At 71.4% G+C, this 17,167-nt stretch carries 13 protein-coding genes; 5 read left to right on the forward strand and 8 right to left on the reverse strand.

The window, feature by feature from the left end:
• Nucleotides 1-86: 86 nt before the first annotated feature.
• Nucleotides 87-875: a TSUP family transporter gene (locus EAO76_RS08885; protein WP_148834997.1), complete on the reverse strand. Its 789-nt coding sequence runs from the start codon at nucleotides 873-875 to the stop codon at nucleotides 87-89.
• 221 nt (nucleotides 876-1,096) lie between these two features.
• Between EAO76_RS08885 and EAO76_RS08890 the strand changes: the two genes are divergently transcribed.
• Nucleotides 1,097-2,026 carry an oxidoreductase gene (locus tag EAO76_RS08890; RefSeq protein WP_148835000.1) on the forward strand — a complete coding sequence of 310 codons (930 nt, stop codon included), beginning with the start codon at nucleotides 1,097-1,099 and terminating at the stop codon, nucleotides 2,024-2,026.
• A gap of 34 nt (nucleotides 2,027-2,060) precedes the next feature.
• Here EAO76_RS08890 and EAO76_RS08895 read toward each other — a convergent pair whose 3' ends face one another.
• From EAO76_RS08895 to dusB, 4 genes are all read right to left on the reverse strand, one after another.
• Nucleotides 2,061-2,471, reverse strand: a complete 411-nt coding sequence (locus tag EAO76_RS08895) for a VOC family protein (RefSeq protein ID WP_148835002.1) — start codon at nucleotides 2,469-2,471, stop codon at nucleotides 2,061-2,063.
• Nucleotides 2,472-2,732: 261 nt separating this feature from the next.
• Nucleotides 2,733-3,713, reverse strand: coding sequence for a helix-turn-helix transcriptional regulator (locus tag EAO76_RS08900; protein ID WP_148835003.1), 981 nt, complete (start codon nucleotides 3,711-3,713; stop codon nucleotides 2,733-2,735).
• A gap of 525 nt (nucleotides 3,714-4,238) precedes the next feature.
• The gene (ppdK, locus tag EAO76_RS08905; RefSeq protein ID WP_148835005.1) at nucleotides 4,239-6,977 is read right to left on the reverse strand and encodes a pyruvate, phosphate dikinase; all 2,739 of its coding nucleotides are present in this window, start codon (nucleotides 6,975-6,977) and stop codon (nucleotides 4,239-4,241) included.
• Nucleotides 6,978-7,753: 776 nt separating this feature from the next.
• On the reverse strand, nucleotides 7,754-8,929 hold the full coding sequence (gene dusB / locus EAO76_RS08910) for a tRNA dihydrouridine synthase DusB (RefSeq protein WP_148835007.1): 1,176 nt from the start codon (nucleotides 8,927-8,929) through the stop codon (nucleotides 7,754-7,756).
• 70 nt (nucleotides 8,930-8,999) lie between these two features.
• Between dusB and EAO76_RS08915 the strand changes: the two genes are divergently transcribed.
• Nucleotides 9,000-10,481 carry an MFS transporter gene (locus EAO76_RS08915; protein WP_148835009.1) on the forward strand — a complete coding sequence of 494 codons (1,482 nt, stop codon included), beginning with the start codon at nucleotides 9,000-9,002 and terminating at the stop codon, nucleotides 10,479-10,481.
• 153 nt (nucleotides 10,482-10,634) lie between these two features.
• On the opposite strand, the gene EAO76_RS08920 is transcribed toward EAO76_RS08915, so the two are convergent.
• Nucleotides 10,635-11,555 carry a helix-turn-helix domain-containing protein gene (locus tag EAO76_RS08920; protein WP_148835011.1) on the reverse strand — a complete coding sequence of 307 codons (921 nt, stop codon included), beginning with the start codon at nucleotides 11,553-11,555 and terminating at the stop codon, nucleotides 10,635-10,637.
• A 149-nt stretch (nucleotides 11,556-11,704) separates the two neighbouring features.
• On the opposite strand from EAO76_RS08920, the gene EAO76_RS08925 reads away from it, so the two are divergent.
• On the forward strand, nucleotides 11,705-13,126 hold the full coding sequence (locus EAO76_RS08925) for an MFS transporter (RefSeq protein ID WP_148835659.1): 1,422 nt from the start codon (nucleotides 11,705-11,707) through the stop codon (nucleotides 13,124-13,126).
• An 80-nt stretch (nucleotides 13,127-13,206) separates the two neighbouring features.
• Here the strand turns inward: EAO76_RS08925 and EAO76_RS08930 are convergent, their stop codons facing one another.
• Together EAO76_RS08930 and EAO76_RS08935 are read right to left on the reverse strand one after the other, a co-directional pair.
• Complete coding sequence (locus tag EAO76_RS08930; protein ID WP_148835013.1) at nucleotides 13,207-13,455, reverse strand: DUF6243 family protein; 249 nt, start codon at nucleotides 13,453-13,455, stop codon at nucleotides 13,207-13,209.
• A 308-nt stretch (nucleotides 13,456-13,763) separates the two neighbouring features.
• Nucleotides 13,764-15,146: a glycine--tRNA ligase gene (locus tag EAO76_RS08935; protein WP_148835015.1), complete on the reverse strand. Its 1,383-nt coding sequence runs from the start codon at nucleotides 15,144-15,146 to the stop codon at nucleotides 13,764-13,766.
• A 221-nt stretch (nucleotides 15,147-15,367) separates the two neighbouring features.
• Between EAO76_RS08935 and EAO76_RS08940 the strand changes: the two genes are divergently transcribed.
• Together EAO76_RS08940 and EAO76_RS08945 are read left to right on the forward strand one after the other, a co-directional pair.
• Entirely contained in the window at nucleotides 15,368-16,345 is a 978-nt protein-coding gene (locus tag EAO76_RS08940; protein WP_148835017.1) for a metal ABC transporter substrate-binding protein, read from the forward strand.
• A 38-nt stretch (nucleotides 16,346-16,383) separates the two neighbouring features.
• A complete protein-coding gene (locus tag EAO76_RS08945) occupies nucleotides 16,384-17,166 on the forward strand; it encodes a metal ABC transporter ATP-binding protein (RefSeq protein ID WP_148835019.1) in 783 nt (260 codons plus the stop codon).
• Nucleotide 17,167 lies beyond the last annotated feature (1 nt).

The raw sequence follows: 17,167 nt of genomic DNA on the forward strand, positions 1-17,167 counted from the left end.
CCCGCGGCCCGCCCGGAGCCTGTCCGGCGGTATCCGGACAGGTGGTCGCCCGGTGGTATCCGGCCGGGTGGCCGCCCGGTGGGCCCTCAGCCCGCCCACTGGTCGAACGCCAGCTTCGCGACCAGCGAGAACACCACGACCAGCAGCACCCCGCGGACGAATCCGCTGCCCCTGCTGAGCGCCATCCGCGCCCCGACGAGCCCGCCCGCCAGGTTGAACACCGCCATCAGCGCGGCCAGCTGCCACAGCACGCTGCCCTGGTACGCGAACATCGCCAGCGCGCCCGCGTTGGTGCAGACGTTGACGATCTTGGCGGTGGCGGACGCGTTCACCAGGTCGAGGTGGAGCACCGCGGTCAGGGCCAGCACCAGGAAGGTGCCCGTGCCCGGCCCGAACAGCCCGTCGTAGAAGCCGATCCCGCCGCCGACCAGCACGATGGCGGCGACGGTACGGGCCCGGCCCGCCTCGCGCCGCGCGTCGTCGTCCGCGGTCCTGCCGAACGAGGGCCGCAGCATCACGAACGCCGCGACGGCCAGCAGCACCACCATGATCACAGGTCGGAGCACATCGCTGCTGATCCCGGCGGCGAAGAACGCCCCGGCCATCGACCCGGCCAGGGCCGCGAGCCCGATCCGCAGGGCCGTCGCGACCTTGACCGGCGCCTTGCGCACGTACGTCACGGCGGCGCCCGACGTGCCGACGATGGCGACCGCCTTGTTCGTGCCCAGCACCTGCGCGGCGGGTACCTGAGGCAGGCCCAGGAGCAGCGCGGGCAGCAGGAGCAGCCCGCCGCCGCCCACCACCGCGTCGATCCAGCCGGCCGCGGCGGCGGCGAGGCAGAGGACGATCAGAGCGGTGAGCGTTATGTCGGGCATGGTCGCGACCTTATGGACGCGATGCGTGCCCCGTCCAACCACTTCGGCCGGACGCCGGGAAAGTTGAGCCGGTTCTGAGGTTCCCGGACTTCCGCGCCGCCACCCGCCCGGCGCACCGCCCGCGCCGCGCGCCCGTCCGTCCTGTTCCGCGCGGCCCCCGCCGGTCACGAGCCCCGGACCGCACCGGTCCGGCCGGGGCCCCGTCACCGTACGCTTGGGCCATGAGCAAGGGCTGGAACGCGAGCGACATCCCGGACCAGAGCGGCCGCACGGCCGTGGTCACCGGAGCCAACAGCGGGCTCGGGCTGTGCACCGCGCGGGAGCTGGCCCGGTGCGGTGCGCGGGTCCTGCTCGCCTGCCGCGACGAGGCGCGCGGCAGGGCGGCCGAGTCCCGCATCCGGACGGCCGTGACCGGCGCGGACGTGGAGTTCGTACCGCTCGACCTGGCCGATCTGGCGTCCGTGCGCGAGTTCGCCGAGAAGCGCGTGCCCGAGCGGATCGACCTGCTGATCAACAACGCGGGCGTGATGGCCCTCCCGTACGGGAAGACGGCCGACGGCTTCGAGCGGCAGTTCGGCGTCAACCACCTCGGGCACTTCGCCCTGACCGGGCTGCTGCTGCCGAGGCTTCTCGACACGCCTGGGGCGCGGGTGGTGAGCGTCTCCAGCGGGCTGCACGCCCTGTCGAACATCGACATGGGGGATCTCAACAGCGAGCGGAACTACCGCCGTTGGATCGCCTACGCCCGCTCGAAGACGGCCAATCTGCTCTTCGTGCACGAGCTGGCCCGGCGGCTCGCGAGGGCCGGATCGGGTCTGGTGGCCGCCGCCGCGCACCCGGGATACGCGTCGACCAACCTGCAGACCGCCGCCGCCCGGATGGAGAACCGCAGGGCGGTGGAGCGGGTGTTCGGGTTCGGCAACCGGATCATCGCCCAGCCCGCGTCCATGGGGGCGCTGCCCACGCTGTACGCGGCCACCGCGCCCGGCGCGTCCCCCGATTCGTTCACCGGGCCGGGCCTGCTGGGCTGGCGCGGTGCGCCGGCCCCGTCCCGGCGGGCGGGCTGGACGCTGGACGACGTGGCGAGCGAGCGGCTCTGGGTGGCGTCCGAGCAGCTCACGGGGGTGACGTACCCGGGCCTCTCCTCCTGAGGTCCGGTCCCCCGCCGGCCGACGGCCGGCGTCCTCAGCCCTGGGCCTCGACGGCGGCCGGGTCCATCCACACGACCTCCCAGATGTGGTGGTTCGGGTCCTGGAAGGAACGGCCGTACATGTGGCCGTGGTCCATCGTCTCGTTGGCGGGCGAGCCGCCGGAGGCGAGGGCGGTGTCGACCAGCCGGTCCACCTCCTCCCGGCTGTCGGCGCTCAGGGCGAGGATCACCTCGGTGGACTTCGAGGAATCGGCGATCTCCTTCTTGGTGAACTCCTTGAAGCGGGGCTCGGAGAGGAGCATCGCGAAGATGGTGTCGCTGATGACGAGGCACGCGGTCTTCTCGTCGCTGAACTGCGGGTTGCACGAGAAACCCAGTTTGCCGAAGAAGGACTTGGTCGCTTCGAGGTCCTTGACCGGCAGGTTGACGAAGATCATCCGAGGCATGGCCGCTTCGCTCTCTGTTGGTGCCCGAACGCTGTTGTTCGAGCGTGTACGACAGGTAGACGGCCGCGCTCCCCGGAACTCATCGCCGTCGGCGAAGGAAATCCGCAGAAGTTTTTTCACCACCGGCCGACGCCCCGCAGCCGCGGGTCCGGCCGCGCGGTCGGCAGGTCCGGCTGCGGGATCGCGGACCAGGCCGTGCGACCGCGGATCCCGTTTCCCCTGCGGACCCGACCGCGGAGTCGGCGGGTCCGGCCGCGCGGCTCAGGACATGGCGAGCGGGGCGCCGCCCCGGAGCAGTGATCCGCCCAACGGGGTCAGCGTGTGCAGGACCGAACCGCCGTGCCGCATGGTGTGGATCAGGCCCGCCTCGCGCAGCACGCAGGCGTGCTGGCTCGCCGAGGCGAGGGAGACCCCGGCTCGCAGGGCCAGCTCGCTGGTCGTGCAGCCGTTGCCGATGGCGTTCAGGACGGTGGAGCGGGTGTTGCCGAGGAGCCTGCCGAGCCAGGGACCGGGTTCGGGTTCGGCGAAGACGGGGGCCCTGGAGTGGGTGACGGGGTAGACGAGGACCGGTGGGAGCCGCGGGTCGCGGTAGACGACCGGGGTGACGCGGCAGAAGTAGGACGGCTGGAGCAGCAGCCCCCGCCCGTCCAGCCGGATCTCCCGGTCCACCGGGTAGTCGGCCTCCAGCACGGGCGCCCGCCAGCGGATCATGGGCGGCAGGGAGGCGAGCAGTTCGTGCGCGCCGCCGTCCAGGAGCGCGCGGCCGCGTATGGCACGGTCGGCCTCGACGCTGGCCCGGATGTGCGGCCAGTACGGCTCGATCGCGGCGCGGTGGTAGCCGCGCAGGGCGCAGACGAGCCGGGCGATCTCCTCGTCGTCGCCGCCCGGACAGCGGGCCGCGTCGCGGCGTTCGGCGGCCAGCAGGGCGAGCTCGGCGCGGACGCGGGCGGGCGACGTGCCGCGCAGGGCCTCCATTCCGGCATCGATGCCGTAGGGCTCACTGCCTTCCTGAGAAGGCGTCAGAAAATCCGGGAAATAGCCGCGCGGTGGAATCACGGCGGCCAGCAGGCGTACTTCGGCACTCAGCCGGGGCCGGGTTTCCGTACGCCATTTCCCGAACACCGCGGAACCGCGACGGTCCCGCAACCGGTGAAAACTCAGAATGGTTTCCCACAGCGCGTCCGGCCGGGTGGCCATCCGCACCTTGGAAAGGTCCACTCCGGACATATGGATACGCAGCACCGGGCCCCCACCTGTTGCACCTGCAATTACCCCCACCCAAGGGTATGCGACCCGTAACAGCACGTCACCACGGGGTTTCGGCCACAGGTGAAACGCCTCGCCCCCGAGGCATGTCACCCGAAAAGCTGTACGACGTCGGGTGCGTATCCGGAGCCACCGGAAGAGCGAGTGAAGGCCGTGGGGGGTTTTGCTCGTTCGGCGGCGGTGCGCGACGGTGCGGCTCCGTACCCGATGGGGGTAACCCCGGGGCGGTCCATGGGTGGGGATCCATGGACCGCGTCCCGGCCCCTTCCCGCCCATGTCTTTGCGTATTGAACGAACCGGTGATTGAACGAACCGGTGATTGAACGGCCCCGTGAATGGGTGAAGAAAAGACCGACCGTCGAACAGGCATTGCCCCGGAACAAAGCGAGGCGGCGACACCCCCGCACAGGGTGTCGCCGCCTCCGGGGTTCCGGAACCGCCGCCGGGCCGGTGAGGGTGGTGTTCCGGCGGCGGCTCCGGGTCAGGGACCGCAGTGTCGGGTCAGCGGCTGTCGCTGCCCTGCGATTCCGCCGCCGCCCGGCCCGCTTCGAGACGGGCGACGGGGATGCGGAACGGGGAGCAGGACACGTAGTCCAGACCCACCTCGTGGAAGAAGTGCACCGACTCCGGGTCGCCGCCGTGCTCGCCGCAGACCCCGAGCTTCAGGTCCGGGCGGGTGGCCCGGCCGGCCGCGACGGCGCTGCGGACCAGCGATCCGACGCCGTCCTTGTCGATCGTCTCGAACGGCGACACCCCGAAGATGCCCTTCTCCAGGTACGCGGTGAAGAACGAGGCCTCCACGTCGTCGCGGGAGAAGCCCCACACCGTCTGGGTCAGGTCGTTCGTGCCGAAGGAGAAGAACTGCGCGGCCTCGGCGATCTGACCGGCGGTCAGCGCGGCGCGCGGCAGCTCGATCATCGTGCCGATGGTGAGCTTCAGCCGGGTGCCGGTGGCGGCCTCGACCTCGGCGATGACCTGGTCGGCCTCCTCGCGGACGATCTCCAGCTCCTGGACCGTGCCGACGAGCGGGATCATGATCTCGGCGCGCGGGTCGCCCTTGGCGTTCTTCCGCTCGGCCGCGGCCTCGGCGATCGCCCGCACCTGCATGGCGAACAGGCCCGGGATGACGAGGCCGAGGCGCACGCCGCGCAGGCCCAGCATCGGGTTCTGCTCGTGCAGCTTGTGCACGGCCTGGAGCAGGCGCAGGTCGTTCTCGTTGGCGTCCTTGCGGGACTCGGCGAGCGCGACGCGCACCGACAGCTCCGTGATGTCCGGCAGGAACTCGTGCAGCGGCGGGTCGAGCAGCCGCACGGTGACGGGCAGTCCGTCCATCGCCTCGAACAGCTCGATGAAGTCGGCCTTCTGGAGCGGGAGCAGCTCGTCCAGCGCCGTCTCGCGCTCGGCGTCGGTGTCCGCGAGGATCAGCTTCTCGACCAGCTCGCGGCGCTCGCCGAGGAACATGTGCTCGGTGCGGCACAGGCCGATGCCCTGGGCGCCGAAGCGACGGGCCCGCAGCGCGTCCTCGGCGTTGTCGGCGTTGGCCCGCACCCGCAGCCGGCGCACCCGGTCCGCGTACGCCATGATCCGGTGCACGGCGGCGACCAGTTCGTCGGCGTCGTCGGCGCCCGCGTGCATCCGGCCCTCGAAGTACTCGACGACCGGGGACGGCACGACGGGGACCTCACCGAGGTACACCTTGCCGGTGGAGCCGTCGATGGAGACGACGTCACCCTCCTCGATGACCCGGCCGCCCACCGTCATCCGGCGGCGCTTGGTGTCGACCTCCAGGTCCTCGGCGCCGCAGACACAGGTCTTGCCCATGCCGCGCGCCACGACGGCGGCGTGCGAGGTCTTGCCGCCGCGCGAGGTCAGGATGCCCTCGGCCGCGATCATGCCGTCGAGGTCGTCGGGGTTGGTCTCGCGGCGGATCAGGATGACCTTCTCGCCGGAGCGGGACCACTTGACCGCGGTGTAGGAGTCGAAGACGGCCTTGCCGACGGCGGCGCCCGGCGAGGCGGCGATGCCCCGGCCCAGCAGCTCGGTCTTCGCGTCCTCGTCGAAGCGCGGGAACATCAGCTGCGCCAGCTGCGCCCCGTTCACCCGCTGGAGCGCCTCGGCCTCGTCGATCAGACCCTGGTCGACGAGCTGGGTGGCGATCCGGAAGGCGGCACCGGCGGTGCGCTTGCCGACCCGGGTCTGGAGCATCCACAGCCGGCCGCGCTCGATGGTGAACTCGATGTCGCACAGGTCCTTGTAGTGCGTCTCGAGGGTTTCCATGATCTGCATCAGCTGGTCGTACGACTTCTTGTCGATCGACTCCAGCTCGGCGAGCGGCATGGTGTTGCGGATGCCGGCGACGACGTCCTCGCCCTGCGCGTTCTGCAGGTAGTCGCCGTAGACGCCCTGGTGGCCGCTGGCCGGGTCACGGGTGAAGGCGACGCCGGTGCCGGAGTCGGGGCCGAGGTTGCCGAAGACCATCGAGCAGACGTTGACGGCGGTGCCGAGGTCGCCGGGGATGCGCTCCTGACGGCGGTAGAGCTTGGCCCGGTCGGTGTTCCACGAGTCGAAGACCGCCTTTATGGCCAGGTCCATCTGCTCGCGCGGGTCCTGCGGGAAGTCGCGCCCGGCATCCCGCACGACGATCTTCTTGAACTGCCCGACCAGCTTCTTGAGGTCGGCCGCGTCCAGGTCGACGTCGACCGTGACGCCCTTGGCCTCCTTCGCCGCCTCCAGCGCCTCCTCGAAGAGTTCGCCGTCGACACCGAGGACGGTCTTGCCGAACATCTGGATGAGCCGACGGTAGGAGTCCCAGGCGAACCGCTCGTCACCGGCCTGCGTGGCGAGACCGGCCACGGACTCGTCCGAGAGGCCGATGTTGAGGACCGTGTCCATCATGCCGGGCATCGAGAACTTCGCACCGGAGCGGACCGAGACCAGCAGCGGGTCGTCGGCCTGGCCGAGCTTCTTGCCCATCCGCGTCTCGAGGGCGTCGAGGTGCGCGCTGACCTCGTCGCGCAGCTCCGCCGGCTCCGCGCCGCTCTCCAGGTAGACCTTGCAGGCCTCGGTGGTGATGGTGAAGCCCGGAGGGACGGGGAGACCGAGGTTGGTCATCTCGGCGAGGTTCGCGCCCTTGCCGCCGAGGAGATCCTTCAGATCCTTGTTGCCCTCGGTGAAGTCGTAGACGAACTTCTGGCCCTGGGTCTCCGGGGTGGTTACCTGGGGATCTTTGTTTTCCGACACGGGTCTCGACTCCTCGAGGACGCGGTGGCTGCCCTGACGGCGAGGAACATACCCAGATCGAAGGTGCCTGGGTACGTCCACTTGCGCGTCACGAGGTCTCAACCACCCGTCCGCCAGCAGATCGAAAGTAACGCGATCTTCCCCTTGATCGGCTCCATTTGTTCAATTCTTGAACGCATAAATACACTGAGCTATCATTTTTCCTCACTTCGGTGACGCTGAGCAATGGAAGCATCGATCGATCAAAGTGCGACCTCCTGGCACCCAGTGCCATCATTTGAGAAATGCAGTTCTCAAAATTGCGCTCATCTGAGCGATGAAGTCCTCAGGGTGGCGAGAATCACTCCATGGGCGACGCTCAGATGTCACCATCCGGACGCCCGATCGGCAGACGGAGATCACTTAGTGATCATCACGAGTGAGCCGAGCGTGAGAGAGCCCGGGGTGCGACGCCCGTTCCCGATGGGTTCGAGACACGTTTCGACCGAACCATTGCCGAATCCGGCCGGATGAAGCGCTCAGATGAGCGGGTCAAAAGAAGAGGCACGCGGTGCCCATGGCGCCGCGTGCCCGGAGGGACGGGAGAAGGCCCGGAGAAGGCCTGGAAGGGGGAGACTCCGAGAAGGGTCGGAACGGGGGCCCGGGAGCCTCCCTGGACGCCGCCCCCGGACCGTCCTCGACCGCTCCCGGACGACCGTCCTCAGCCACCCCGGCCACCCCCGGCCACCCCGGCCGTTCCGGCCATCCAAGCCGCCCTCGGCAAAGCCCGACCGRCCTCAGCCGCCCGAGGTGTCCAGCTCCGCGTCCGGGCTGACGCCCGCGCAGTCGTACGGGTCCTTCAGCCAGCCGTCCGGCAGCACCACGCGGTTGTTGCCCGAGGTGCGTCCGCGCGGCCCGTCCGCGCCGTCCGGCCACGGCTGGTCCAGGTCCAGCTCCGCGAGCTGCCCGGCCAGCTCCTCCAGCGAGGAGGTGACCGCGAGCTTCTTGCGCATCTCGGAGCCGACCGAGAAGCCCTTGAGGTACCAGGCGACGTGCTTGCGGAAGTCGATCACGCCCCGCGCCTCGTCGCCGATCCACTCGCCGAGCAGCGTCGCGTGCCGCACCATGACGTCGGCGACCTCGCGCAGCCCCGGCGCCGCGCCGGTACGGGGCGCGTCCGGGCCGGACACCGCCCCCGCGTCCTCGAAGGCGTTCACCAGGTCGCCGAAGAGCCAGGGCCGGCCCAGGCAGCCGCGCCCCACGACCACGCCGTCGCAGCCGGTCTCGCGCATCATCCGCAGCGCGTCGTCCGCGCACCAGATGTCGCCGTTGCCCAGGACGGGGATCTCCGGGACGTGCTCCTTGAGCCGGGCGATGGCGTCCCAGTCGGCGGTCCCGCCGTAGTGCTGGGCGGCCGTCCTGCCGTGCAGGGCGACGGCCGTGACGCCCTCCTCGACCGCGATCCGGCCCGCGTCCAGGTAGGTGGTGTGGTCGTCGTCGATGCCCTTGCGCATCTTGATGGTGACCGGCAGGTCGCCCGCGTTGGAGACTGCCTGGTTGAGGATCGCCCGCAGCAGCGGCCGCTTGTACGGGAGGGCCGAGCCGCCGCCCTTGCGGGTCACCTTGGGGACCGGGCAGCCGAAGTTCAGGTCGATGTGGTCGGCGAGGTCCTCGTCGACGATCATCCGGACGGCCTTGCCGACGGTGACCGGGTCCACTCCGTACAGCTGGATCGAGCGCGGGGTCTCGCTCGCGTCGAAGTGGATGAGCTGCATGGTCTTCTCGTTGCGCTCGACCAGCGCCCGCGTGGTGATCATCTCGCTGACGAACAGCCCCTTGCCGCCGGAGAACTCCCGGCACAGGGTGCGGAAGGGGGCGTTGGTGATACCGGCCATGGGGGCCAGCACCACGGGCGGCTGCACCGTGTGCGGGCCGATCCGGAGCTGCGGGGGCGAGGGGGCGAGCGTGGTCATTGCTCCATTGTCGCGTACCGGGCGACGCGGCCCACCGGCGGAGTTCGTTAGTTAAACGTACTATCCATGTATGCCTGAGCTGAGCCCCCGCCGACGGCAGTTGGTACTGGCGATCTGCTGCATGAGCCTGCTGATCGTCAGTCTCGACAACACCGTGCTCAATGTCGCCCTGCCCGCCATGCAGAAGGAACTGCACGCCACCGTCGCGGGCATGCAGTGGACGATCGACGCCTACACCCTCGTCCTGGCCTCGCTGCTGATGCTCGCGGGCTCCACCGCCGACCGGATCGGGCGCCGGAAGGTCTTCAAGGCCGGGCTCGTCCTGTTCACCCTCGGTTCGCTGCTCTGCTCGCTGGCGCCGAACCTGGAGTCGCTGGTGGCGTTCCGGATGGTGCAGGCGGTGGGCGGCTCGATGCTCAACCCCGTCGCGATGTCGATCATCACCAACACCTTCACCGACCCGCGCGAGCGGGCCCGCGCCATCGGGGTGTGGGGCGGTGTCGTCGGCATCTCCATGGCCGCGGGGCCGCTGGTCGGCGGTCTGCTGGTGGACTCGGTCGGCTGGCGGTCGATCTTCTGGGTCAACCTGCCGGTCGGGATCGTCGCGTTCCTGCTCACCTGGCGCTACGTCCCCGAGTCCCGCGCCCCGCGGCCGCGCCGCCCCGACCCGGTGGGGCAGCTGCTGGTGATCGGGCTCCTCGGCTCGCTGACGTACGCGATCATCGAGGCGCCCTCGGCGGGCTGGACCTCGGCCCGCATCCTGGTCTTCGCCGTGCTCGCCGCGGGCTCGCTCGTCGGACTGCTGCTGTACGAGTCCCGGCGCGCCGAACCCCTCATCGACCTGCGGTTCTTCCACAGCGCCCCGTTCAGCGGCGCCACCGCCATCGCGGTCTGCTCGTTCGCCGCGCTGAGCGGGTTCCTCTTCCTCAACACCCTGTACCTGCAGAACGTGCGCGGGCTGAGCGCCCTGCACGCCGGTCTGTACATGCTGCCGATGGCGGCCCTCACCTTCGTCTGCGCGCCGCTCTCGGGGCGGCTCGTCGGCAGCCGCGGGCCCCGGCTGCCGCTGCTCGTGGCCGGCGTGGCCATGACGGCGTGCGGGGTGCTGTTCGCCGCGCTCGACGCGGAGACGGACGACACCCTGCTGTTCACCGGCTTCGTGCTGTTCGGACTCGGCTTCGGCATGGTGAACGCGCCGATCACCAACACCGCCGTCTCCGGGATGCCGCGCGCACAGGCCGGGGTGGCGGCCGCGGTCGCCTCCACCAGCCGGCAGATCGGCGGGACGCTCGGGGTCGCCGTGATCGGCGCCGTGCTGGCGGCTGGGGTGGCGGGCACCGGGTCGCCGCGCGGCGCCGCGTACGCCACCGCCTTCACGGACGCGAGCAGGCCCGCCTGGTGGATCATCGGCGGGTGCGGGCTGTGCGTGCTGCTGGTGGGGGCGCTGACCAGCGGGCGCTGGGCGCGGGAGACGGCGCGCCGGACCGCGGAGCGGCTGGAGCCGAAGTCCTCCCCGGCCGGGGACCGGACCTCGGCGGACTCCAGGTCCTGAGGGCCCGCCGGACGGCCTGCGCCGGGTGACCGCCGGACGGCCTGCGCCGGGTGACCGCCGGACGGCCTGCGCCGGGTGACCGCCGGACGGCCTGCGCCGGGTGACCGCCCGGTCGTGGGCCGGTCGCGGCCGGAGGCCGACGGCCTCTCCGGTTCAGAGGCCGTCCGACAGGCTCCAGAGGCGCCGCAGCCGCTGCGCGGTCTCCTCGTCGGCGGGGGCGTACGTCACCATGCGCGGCCCGGACGAGGGGCCGAGCCACAGGTCGGTGTGTTCCAGACGGAGCAGTCCGACGTGGGCGTTGCGGAAGACCTTGGCCCGGGCGCCGGCGCCCACCACCTCGTGCCGCGCCCAGATCTCCCGGAACTCCGGCGAGAGCTCCAGCCGCTGGAGGAGCGCCTTCCACGCGGGCTCGGCCAGGTGCTCGGCCATCGCCCCGCGGAACTTGGCGGCCATCAGCCGGGTCGCCTCGTGGAGGTCCACGACGGAGGAGCGCCATTGCGGGTTGGTGTACGCGAGGATCATGCAGTTGCGGTCCTCGGGGGCGACCGCGTCCAGGTCGCAGAACAGCCGGCCGTAGGTCCTGTTGTACGCGAGGATGTCGTAGCGGCTGTTCTGGACGCAGGCCGGGATGGGGTCCAGCTGCTCCAGCATCCGGCGCAGCGCCGGGGTCACGCTCGGGCACTCCGTGTCCGGCGACGGGTCGACGGCGGCGGCCAGCGAGAAGAGGTGGCCGCGCTCGCCGGGGTCGAGCAGCAGGGCGCGGGCGAGGGCGTCGAGGACCTGGGGCGAGACCTGGATGTCGCGGGCCTGCTCCAGCCAGGTGTACCAGGTGACGCCCACGGCGGAGAGCTGGGGGACCTCCTCGCGGCGCAGTCCGGGGGTGCGCCTGCGCGGTCCCCGGGGCAGCCCGACCTGTTCGGGGGTGATCCGCTCGCGGCGGCTGCGCAGGAAGCCCGCGAGCTCGTGGCGGCGGACCTCGGGCGCGGACGGCTCCGCGGGGCGCGGGGGTTCGTGCCGGGCCGGGGCCGGTCGCGTCGCCGGTGCCCCGGGCGGGTTCTGCGCCATCGTCGTCATGCCTCCAGCCTGCCGAACGGGCCGACCCCGTGCCGGGTGCTCCTGGTACCAGGATAAGGACACTCTGGTACCAGGCTGGGCGAGCGGCGACGCTCGATGGCGTGAGTCAATCAACCGTACGGACGCAAGGCATCGCCCCCTCCCCCGCCGTGGTGCGGCACGACCACCCCACGCCGGTCCTCGGTGCGCTCGGGCTGTTCACCGTGCTGCTCGGCGCGGCGCTGCCGCTCATCGACTTCTTCATCGTGAACGTCGCCCTGCCGACGATCGACCGCGACCTGGCCGCCGGTCCCGCCGTGCTCGAACTGGTCGTCGCGGGGTACGCCCTCGCCTACGCCGTGCTGCTCGTGGTCGGCGGCCGGCTCGGCGACATGGCGGGGCGGCGCCGGCTCTTCCTGCTGGGCATGGCCGCCTTCGGTCTCACCTCGCTCGCCTGCGGGCTCGCCCCGGGCGCCTGGACGCTCGTCGGGGCGCGGGTCGCGCAGGGTGCCGCGGCCGCGCTGATGCTGCCGCAGGTGCTCGCCACCATCCAGGCGGCCACCTCGGGGCACCGCAGGGCACGGGCGATGAGCCTGTACGGGGCGACCGCCGGGCTCTCCATGGTCGCGGGCCAGATGCTCGGCGGGGTCCTCGTCGCCGCCGCGCCGCTGTCCTCGGTGTTCGGCCAGAGCGCGGGGTGGCGTTCGGTGTTCCTGGTGAACGTGCCGGTGGCGGCGGTGGGGCTGGTGCTGGCCGCCCGTGCCGTGCCGGAGACCCGCTCGGACCGGCCCGCGCCGGTCGACGTGCCGGGCACGCTGCTGCTGACCGCGTCGCTGGTGACGCTGCTCGCCCCGCTGACGGAGGGGCGCGCGGCCGGGTGGCCGGTGTGGACCTGGGTGTGCCTGGCCCTGTTCCCGTTCTCCGCGTACGCCTTCTACCGGGTCGAGCTGCGGGCCGACCGGCTCGGGCGGGAGCCGCTGGTGCCGCCGAGCCTGCTGCGGCTGGAGTCGCTGCGGCGCGGGCTGGCGCTGGTGGTGCCGTTCTCGATCGGCTTCGGCGGCTTCATGTTCGTCATCGCGGTCGCCCTCCAGCAGGGGCTGCGGCTGGGTCCGGCGGCGGCGGGGCTGGCGCTGGCCCCGATGGCGGCGGCCTTCTTCGCGGCGTCGCTCGCCGGTCCGCGGCTGGTGCGGCGGTACGGCAGCCGGGTCGTGACGGCGGGCGGGCTGATCCAGGCGACGGGCGTGCTGGTGCTCGCGCTCACGGTGTGGGGGCGGTGGCCGGGGCTCGGGCCGCTGGGACTGCTGCCGGGCGTGGCGGTCGCCGGGCTGGGGCAGGGGCTCCAGCTGCCCGTCCTCTTCCGCATCGTGCTCTCCGGCGTACCGGCCGCGCGGGCCGGGGTGGGCGGCGGGGTGATGACGACGACCCAGCAGGCGTCGCTGGCACTGGGCGTGGCCACGCTCGGCGCCCTGTTCCTCTCCCTGGTCCCGGGCTCGGGCATGCGGGACGCGCTGGTCGTGACGCTGCTGGTGCAGCTGGCCGCGGTCGTGCTGACGACGCTGCTCAGTCTGCGGCTGCCGCGCCGGGTGGTGTGAACGCGGGGCGTCGGGCAAAGGGCGTGGGCCCGGATCACCAGGTGATCCGGGCCCACGGTCGTGCGGGTGGTGCGGAGGCGTCAGCCCCGGTCCGACGCTTCCTGACCGGCGGTCTCCGGCTGCGCGGAGGTGTCCGCGGCATCCGGCTGCGCCTCGGGGGCCGTGCCCGGCTGCGCGCGCTCGCGCATCCTGCGCAGCAGCTCCTGCTTCTGGTCGGCCGCCGCCTTGCGGTCGGTGACGCGGGCGGAGCCCACGCCCTGCTGGTCGGCGCGGGACAGCTTCTTGCGCTGTCCGCCCACGCCGAGGAGGTTGTTGCGGCTCTTGGCCACGGTGTTCTCCCGTTCATGGTGCGAAGTGAGGTCTGGGGCGACCTGGGTTCAGTCCGGTGGGCGGCGGGTGGTCGGACCCGCCGCGCTCTCACTCGTAGATCTGGAAGAACGAAGACATGGCGGCACCGTACCCCGGCCCCCTCCGCCGTCGCACCCGCTTTTCGCCCGGTCGGGCGCGGAGGCGGAAGCGGGCGCGGACACGGAGGCGGGCCCGGAAGCGGGAGCGGACACAGGTGCGGGCGCGGGACCGGACGCGCCGAAGCCCCGGCTCCGTGCGGGAACCGGGGCTTCGTACGTGGTGCGGTGGATCAGCAGCCGATGAGGCGGGCGGCGAGGTACGCCTGGATCTGGTCCAGGGAGACGCGCTCCTGCTTCATCGTGTCGCGCTCGCGCACGGTCACCGCGTTGTCGTCGAGGGTGTCGAAGTCGACGGTGACGCAGAACGGGGTGCCGATCTCGTCCTGACGGCGGTAGCGGCGGCCGATGGCACCCGCGTCGTCGAACTCGATGTTCCAGTTCTTCCGCAGGTCGGCCGCGAGGCCCTTGGCCTTCGGCGACAGCTGCTGGTTGCGCGACAGCGGCAGGACGGCGACCTTGACCGGCGCCAGGCGCGGGTCGAGACGCATCACGGTGCGCTTCTCCATGACGCCCTTGGCGTTGGGCGCCTCGTCCTCGATGTAGGCGTCGAGGAGGAAGGCGAGCATCGCGCGCCCGACACCGGCCGCCGGCTCGATGACGTACGGGGTCCAGCGCTCGCCGGCCTCCTGGTCGAAGTAGAGCAGGTCGGTGCCCGAGGCCTCGGAGTGCGCCTTGAGGTCGTAGTCCGTGCGGTTGGCGACGCCCTCCAGCTCACCCCACTCGCTGCCGCCGAAGCGGAAGCGGTACTCGATGTCGGCGGTGCGCTTGGAGTAGTGGGAGAGCTTCTCCTTCGGGTGCTCGTACCAGCGCATGTTCTCCTCGCGCATGCCGAGGTCCGTGTACCAGTTCCAGCGCTGGTCCATCCAGTACTGCTGCCACTCCTCGTCCTCGCCCGGCTTGACGAAGAACTCCATCTCCATCTGCTCGAACTCGCGGGTGCGGAAGATGAAGTTGCCCGGCGTGATCTCGTTGCGGAAGGACTTGCCCATCTGGGCGATGCCGAACGGCGGCTTCTTGCGCGAGGTCTGCAGGACCTGGCCGAAGTTGGTGAAGATGCCCTGGGCGGTCTCGGGGCGCAGGTAGGCGACCGAGCCGGAGTCCTGGGTCGGGCCGAGGTGGGTGGAGAGCAGACCCGAGAACTGCTTGGGCTCGGTGAAGGTGCCCTTGTTGCCGCAGTTGGGGCAGTTGAGCTCGGTCAGGCCGTTCGCGGGCGCGTGGCCGTGCTTCTCCTCGTACGCCTCCTCCAGGTGGTCGGCGCGGAAGCGCTTGTGACAGGAGGTGCACTCGGTCAGCGGGTCGGTGAACGTGGCGACGTGGCCGGAGGCGGACCAGACCTCGGGGGCGAGGATGACCGACGAGTCGATGCCGACCACGTCCTCGCGCGCGGTGACCATGTAGCGCCACCACTGGCGCTTGAGGTTCTCCTTCATCTCGACACCCAGCGGCCCGTAGTCCCAGGCGGCCCGCTGGCCTCCGTAGATCTCGCTGCAGGGATAGACGAAGCCACGGCGCTTGCTCAGGCTGACGATGGAGTCGATCTTGTCGGCGGCCACGGTGCTCTCTTCATTACGACGACGAAAACGGACAGGGGTGACGCGAAGCGCCTCGGTGGGGGGTGGTGTTCGGGAGGCGGGTGGGCGAATACCTCAGATTACCGGCGGGCACGCCCCTCCGATCAAATCGGTATCGGCACGGCCGGTCACCGCGACCGGTCACATGGTCATCTCATCGGGCTTGTTGACAATCGTTTCCAGTTTTGTTGAAAATGACTGTCATGAACGTAAGCCGCCTCATACCCACCGCCGCCGTCGCCGGAGCGGTCGCCCTCGGCCTCACGGCCCTCACCGCCTGCTCCTCCTCGGACGCCGCGGACCACAAGAACGGCGACAAGCTGGACGTGGTGGCCTCGTTCTATCCGATGCAGTTCCTGGCCGAGCGCATAGGCGGCGACCACGTCTCCGTCACCACGCTGACCAAGCCGGGCGTCGAACCGCACGACCTGGAGCTCAGCCCGCGGCAGATCGGCGGGCTCACCGACGCCGACTACATCCTGTACCTCAAGGGCATCCAGCCCGCCGTGGACGACGCCATCGAGCAGTCCGGGGCGAAGGACGCCGTCGACGCCGCGAAGCTCACCACGCTGGAGAAGCACGGCACCGAGGCCGGCGGCGACGATCACGAGCACGGGGCCGAGGGCGACGAGCACGGTCACGAACACGGCGACGAGGCCGGCGGCGACCCCCACGTCTGGCTGGACCCGGTGAAGTACGCCGAGGTCGCCGAGGGCGTCGGCAAGTCCCTGGAGAAGGCCGACCCGGACCACGCCGCGGACTACCGCAAGAACACCCGGGCCCTGGTCACCGAGCTCGACGGCCTGGACAAGGCGTTCGAGGACGGGCTGCGGAACACCGCCACCAGGACCTTCATCACCACCCACTCCGCCTTCGGCTACCTCGCCGAGCGCTACGGCCTCGTCCAGGAGGGCATCGCCGGCGTCGACCCCGAGGCCGAGCCCAGCCCCGCCCGGATCGACGAGATCCACACCATCGCGAAGAAGGACAAGGCCACCACCGTGTTCTTCGAGACGCTCGCCAGCGACCGGACCGCGAAGACCCTCGCCCGGGACACCGGCCTGAGGACCGGCGTCCTGGACCCGCTCGAAGGAATCACGGACAAGTCCGAGGGCGCCGACTACACCGAGGTCATGCGGTCCAACCTCGCGGCCCTCCAGAAGGCGCTCGGCGCGAAGTGACCCACGCAACACCCGCCACAGCAGCATCGGAGGCGTCCATGTCCGAGTCCGGAAGCACCACGCCCGACCCCGTGATAGCCCTGCGGGGCGCCACGGCCACGCTCGGCGCGCGCCCGGTGCTGCGCGGCATCGATCTGACCGTCCACCGCGGCGAGGTCGTCGCCCTGCTCGGCGCCAACGGCTCGGGCAAGTCGACCGCCGTGCGCTCCGTCATCGGCCAGGTCCCGCTCACCGGCGGCTCCGTCGAGCTGTTCGGCACCCCGCTGCGCCGCTTCCGCTCCTGGGCGCGCGTGGGCTACGTGCCCCAGCGCACCACGGCGGCCGGCGGCGTCCCCGCCACGGTCCACGAGGTCGTCTCCTCCGGGCGGCTGTCCCGGGCGCGGCTGGGCCCGCTCCGCAGGGCCGACCGGGCCGCCGTCGACCGGGCCATCGAGCTGGTCGGCCTCGCCGACCGGGCCAAGGACTCGGTGGGCGCGCTCTCCGGCGGACAGCACCAGCGGGTGCTGATCGCCCGGGCGCTGGCCGCCGAACCGGAGCTGCTGATCATGGACGAGCCGATGGCCGGCGTCGACCTGGCCAGCCAGGAGATCCTAGCCTCGACCCTGCGCGAACAGGTCGCGGCCGGCACCACGGTCCTGCTCGTCCTGCACGAGCTGGGCCCGCTGGAGCCGCTGATCGACCGCGCGATCGTGCTGCGCGACGGCTGTGTGATGCACGACGGGCCGCCCCCGAAGGCGCTGGGCCAGCACGCCCTGCCCGGCCACGACCACGTACACCCCCACGCGGCCTCCGAGCCCGTCCGGACGGGACTGCTGAGCTGAT

Source organism: Streptomyces sp. sk2.1 (assembly GCF_008120935.1).
Lineage (GTDB): Bacteria > Actinomycetota > Actinomycetes > Streptomycetales > Streptomycetaceae > Streptomyces.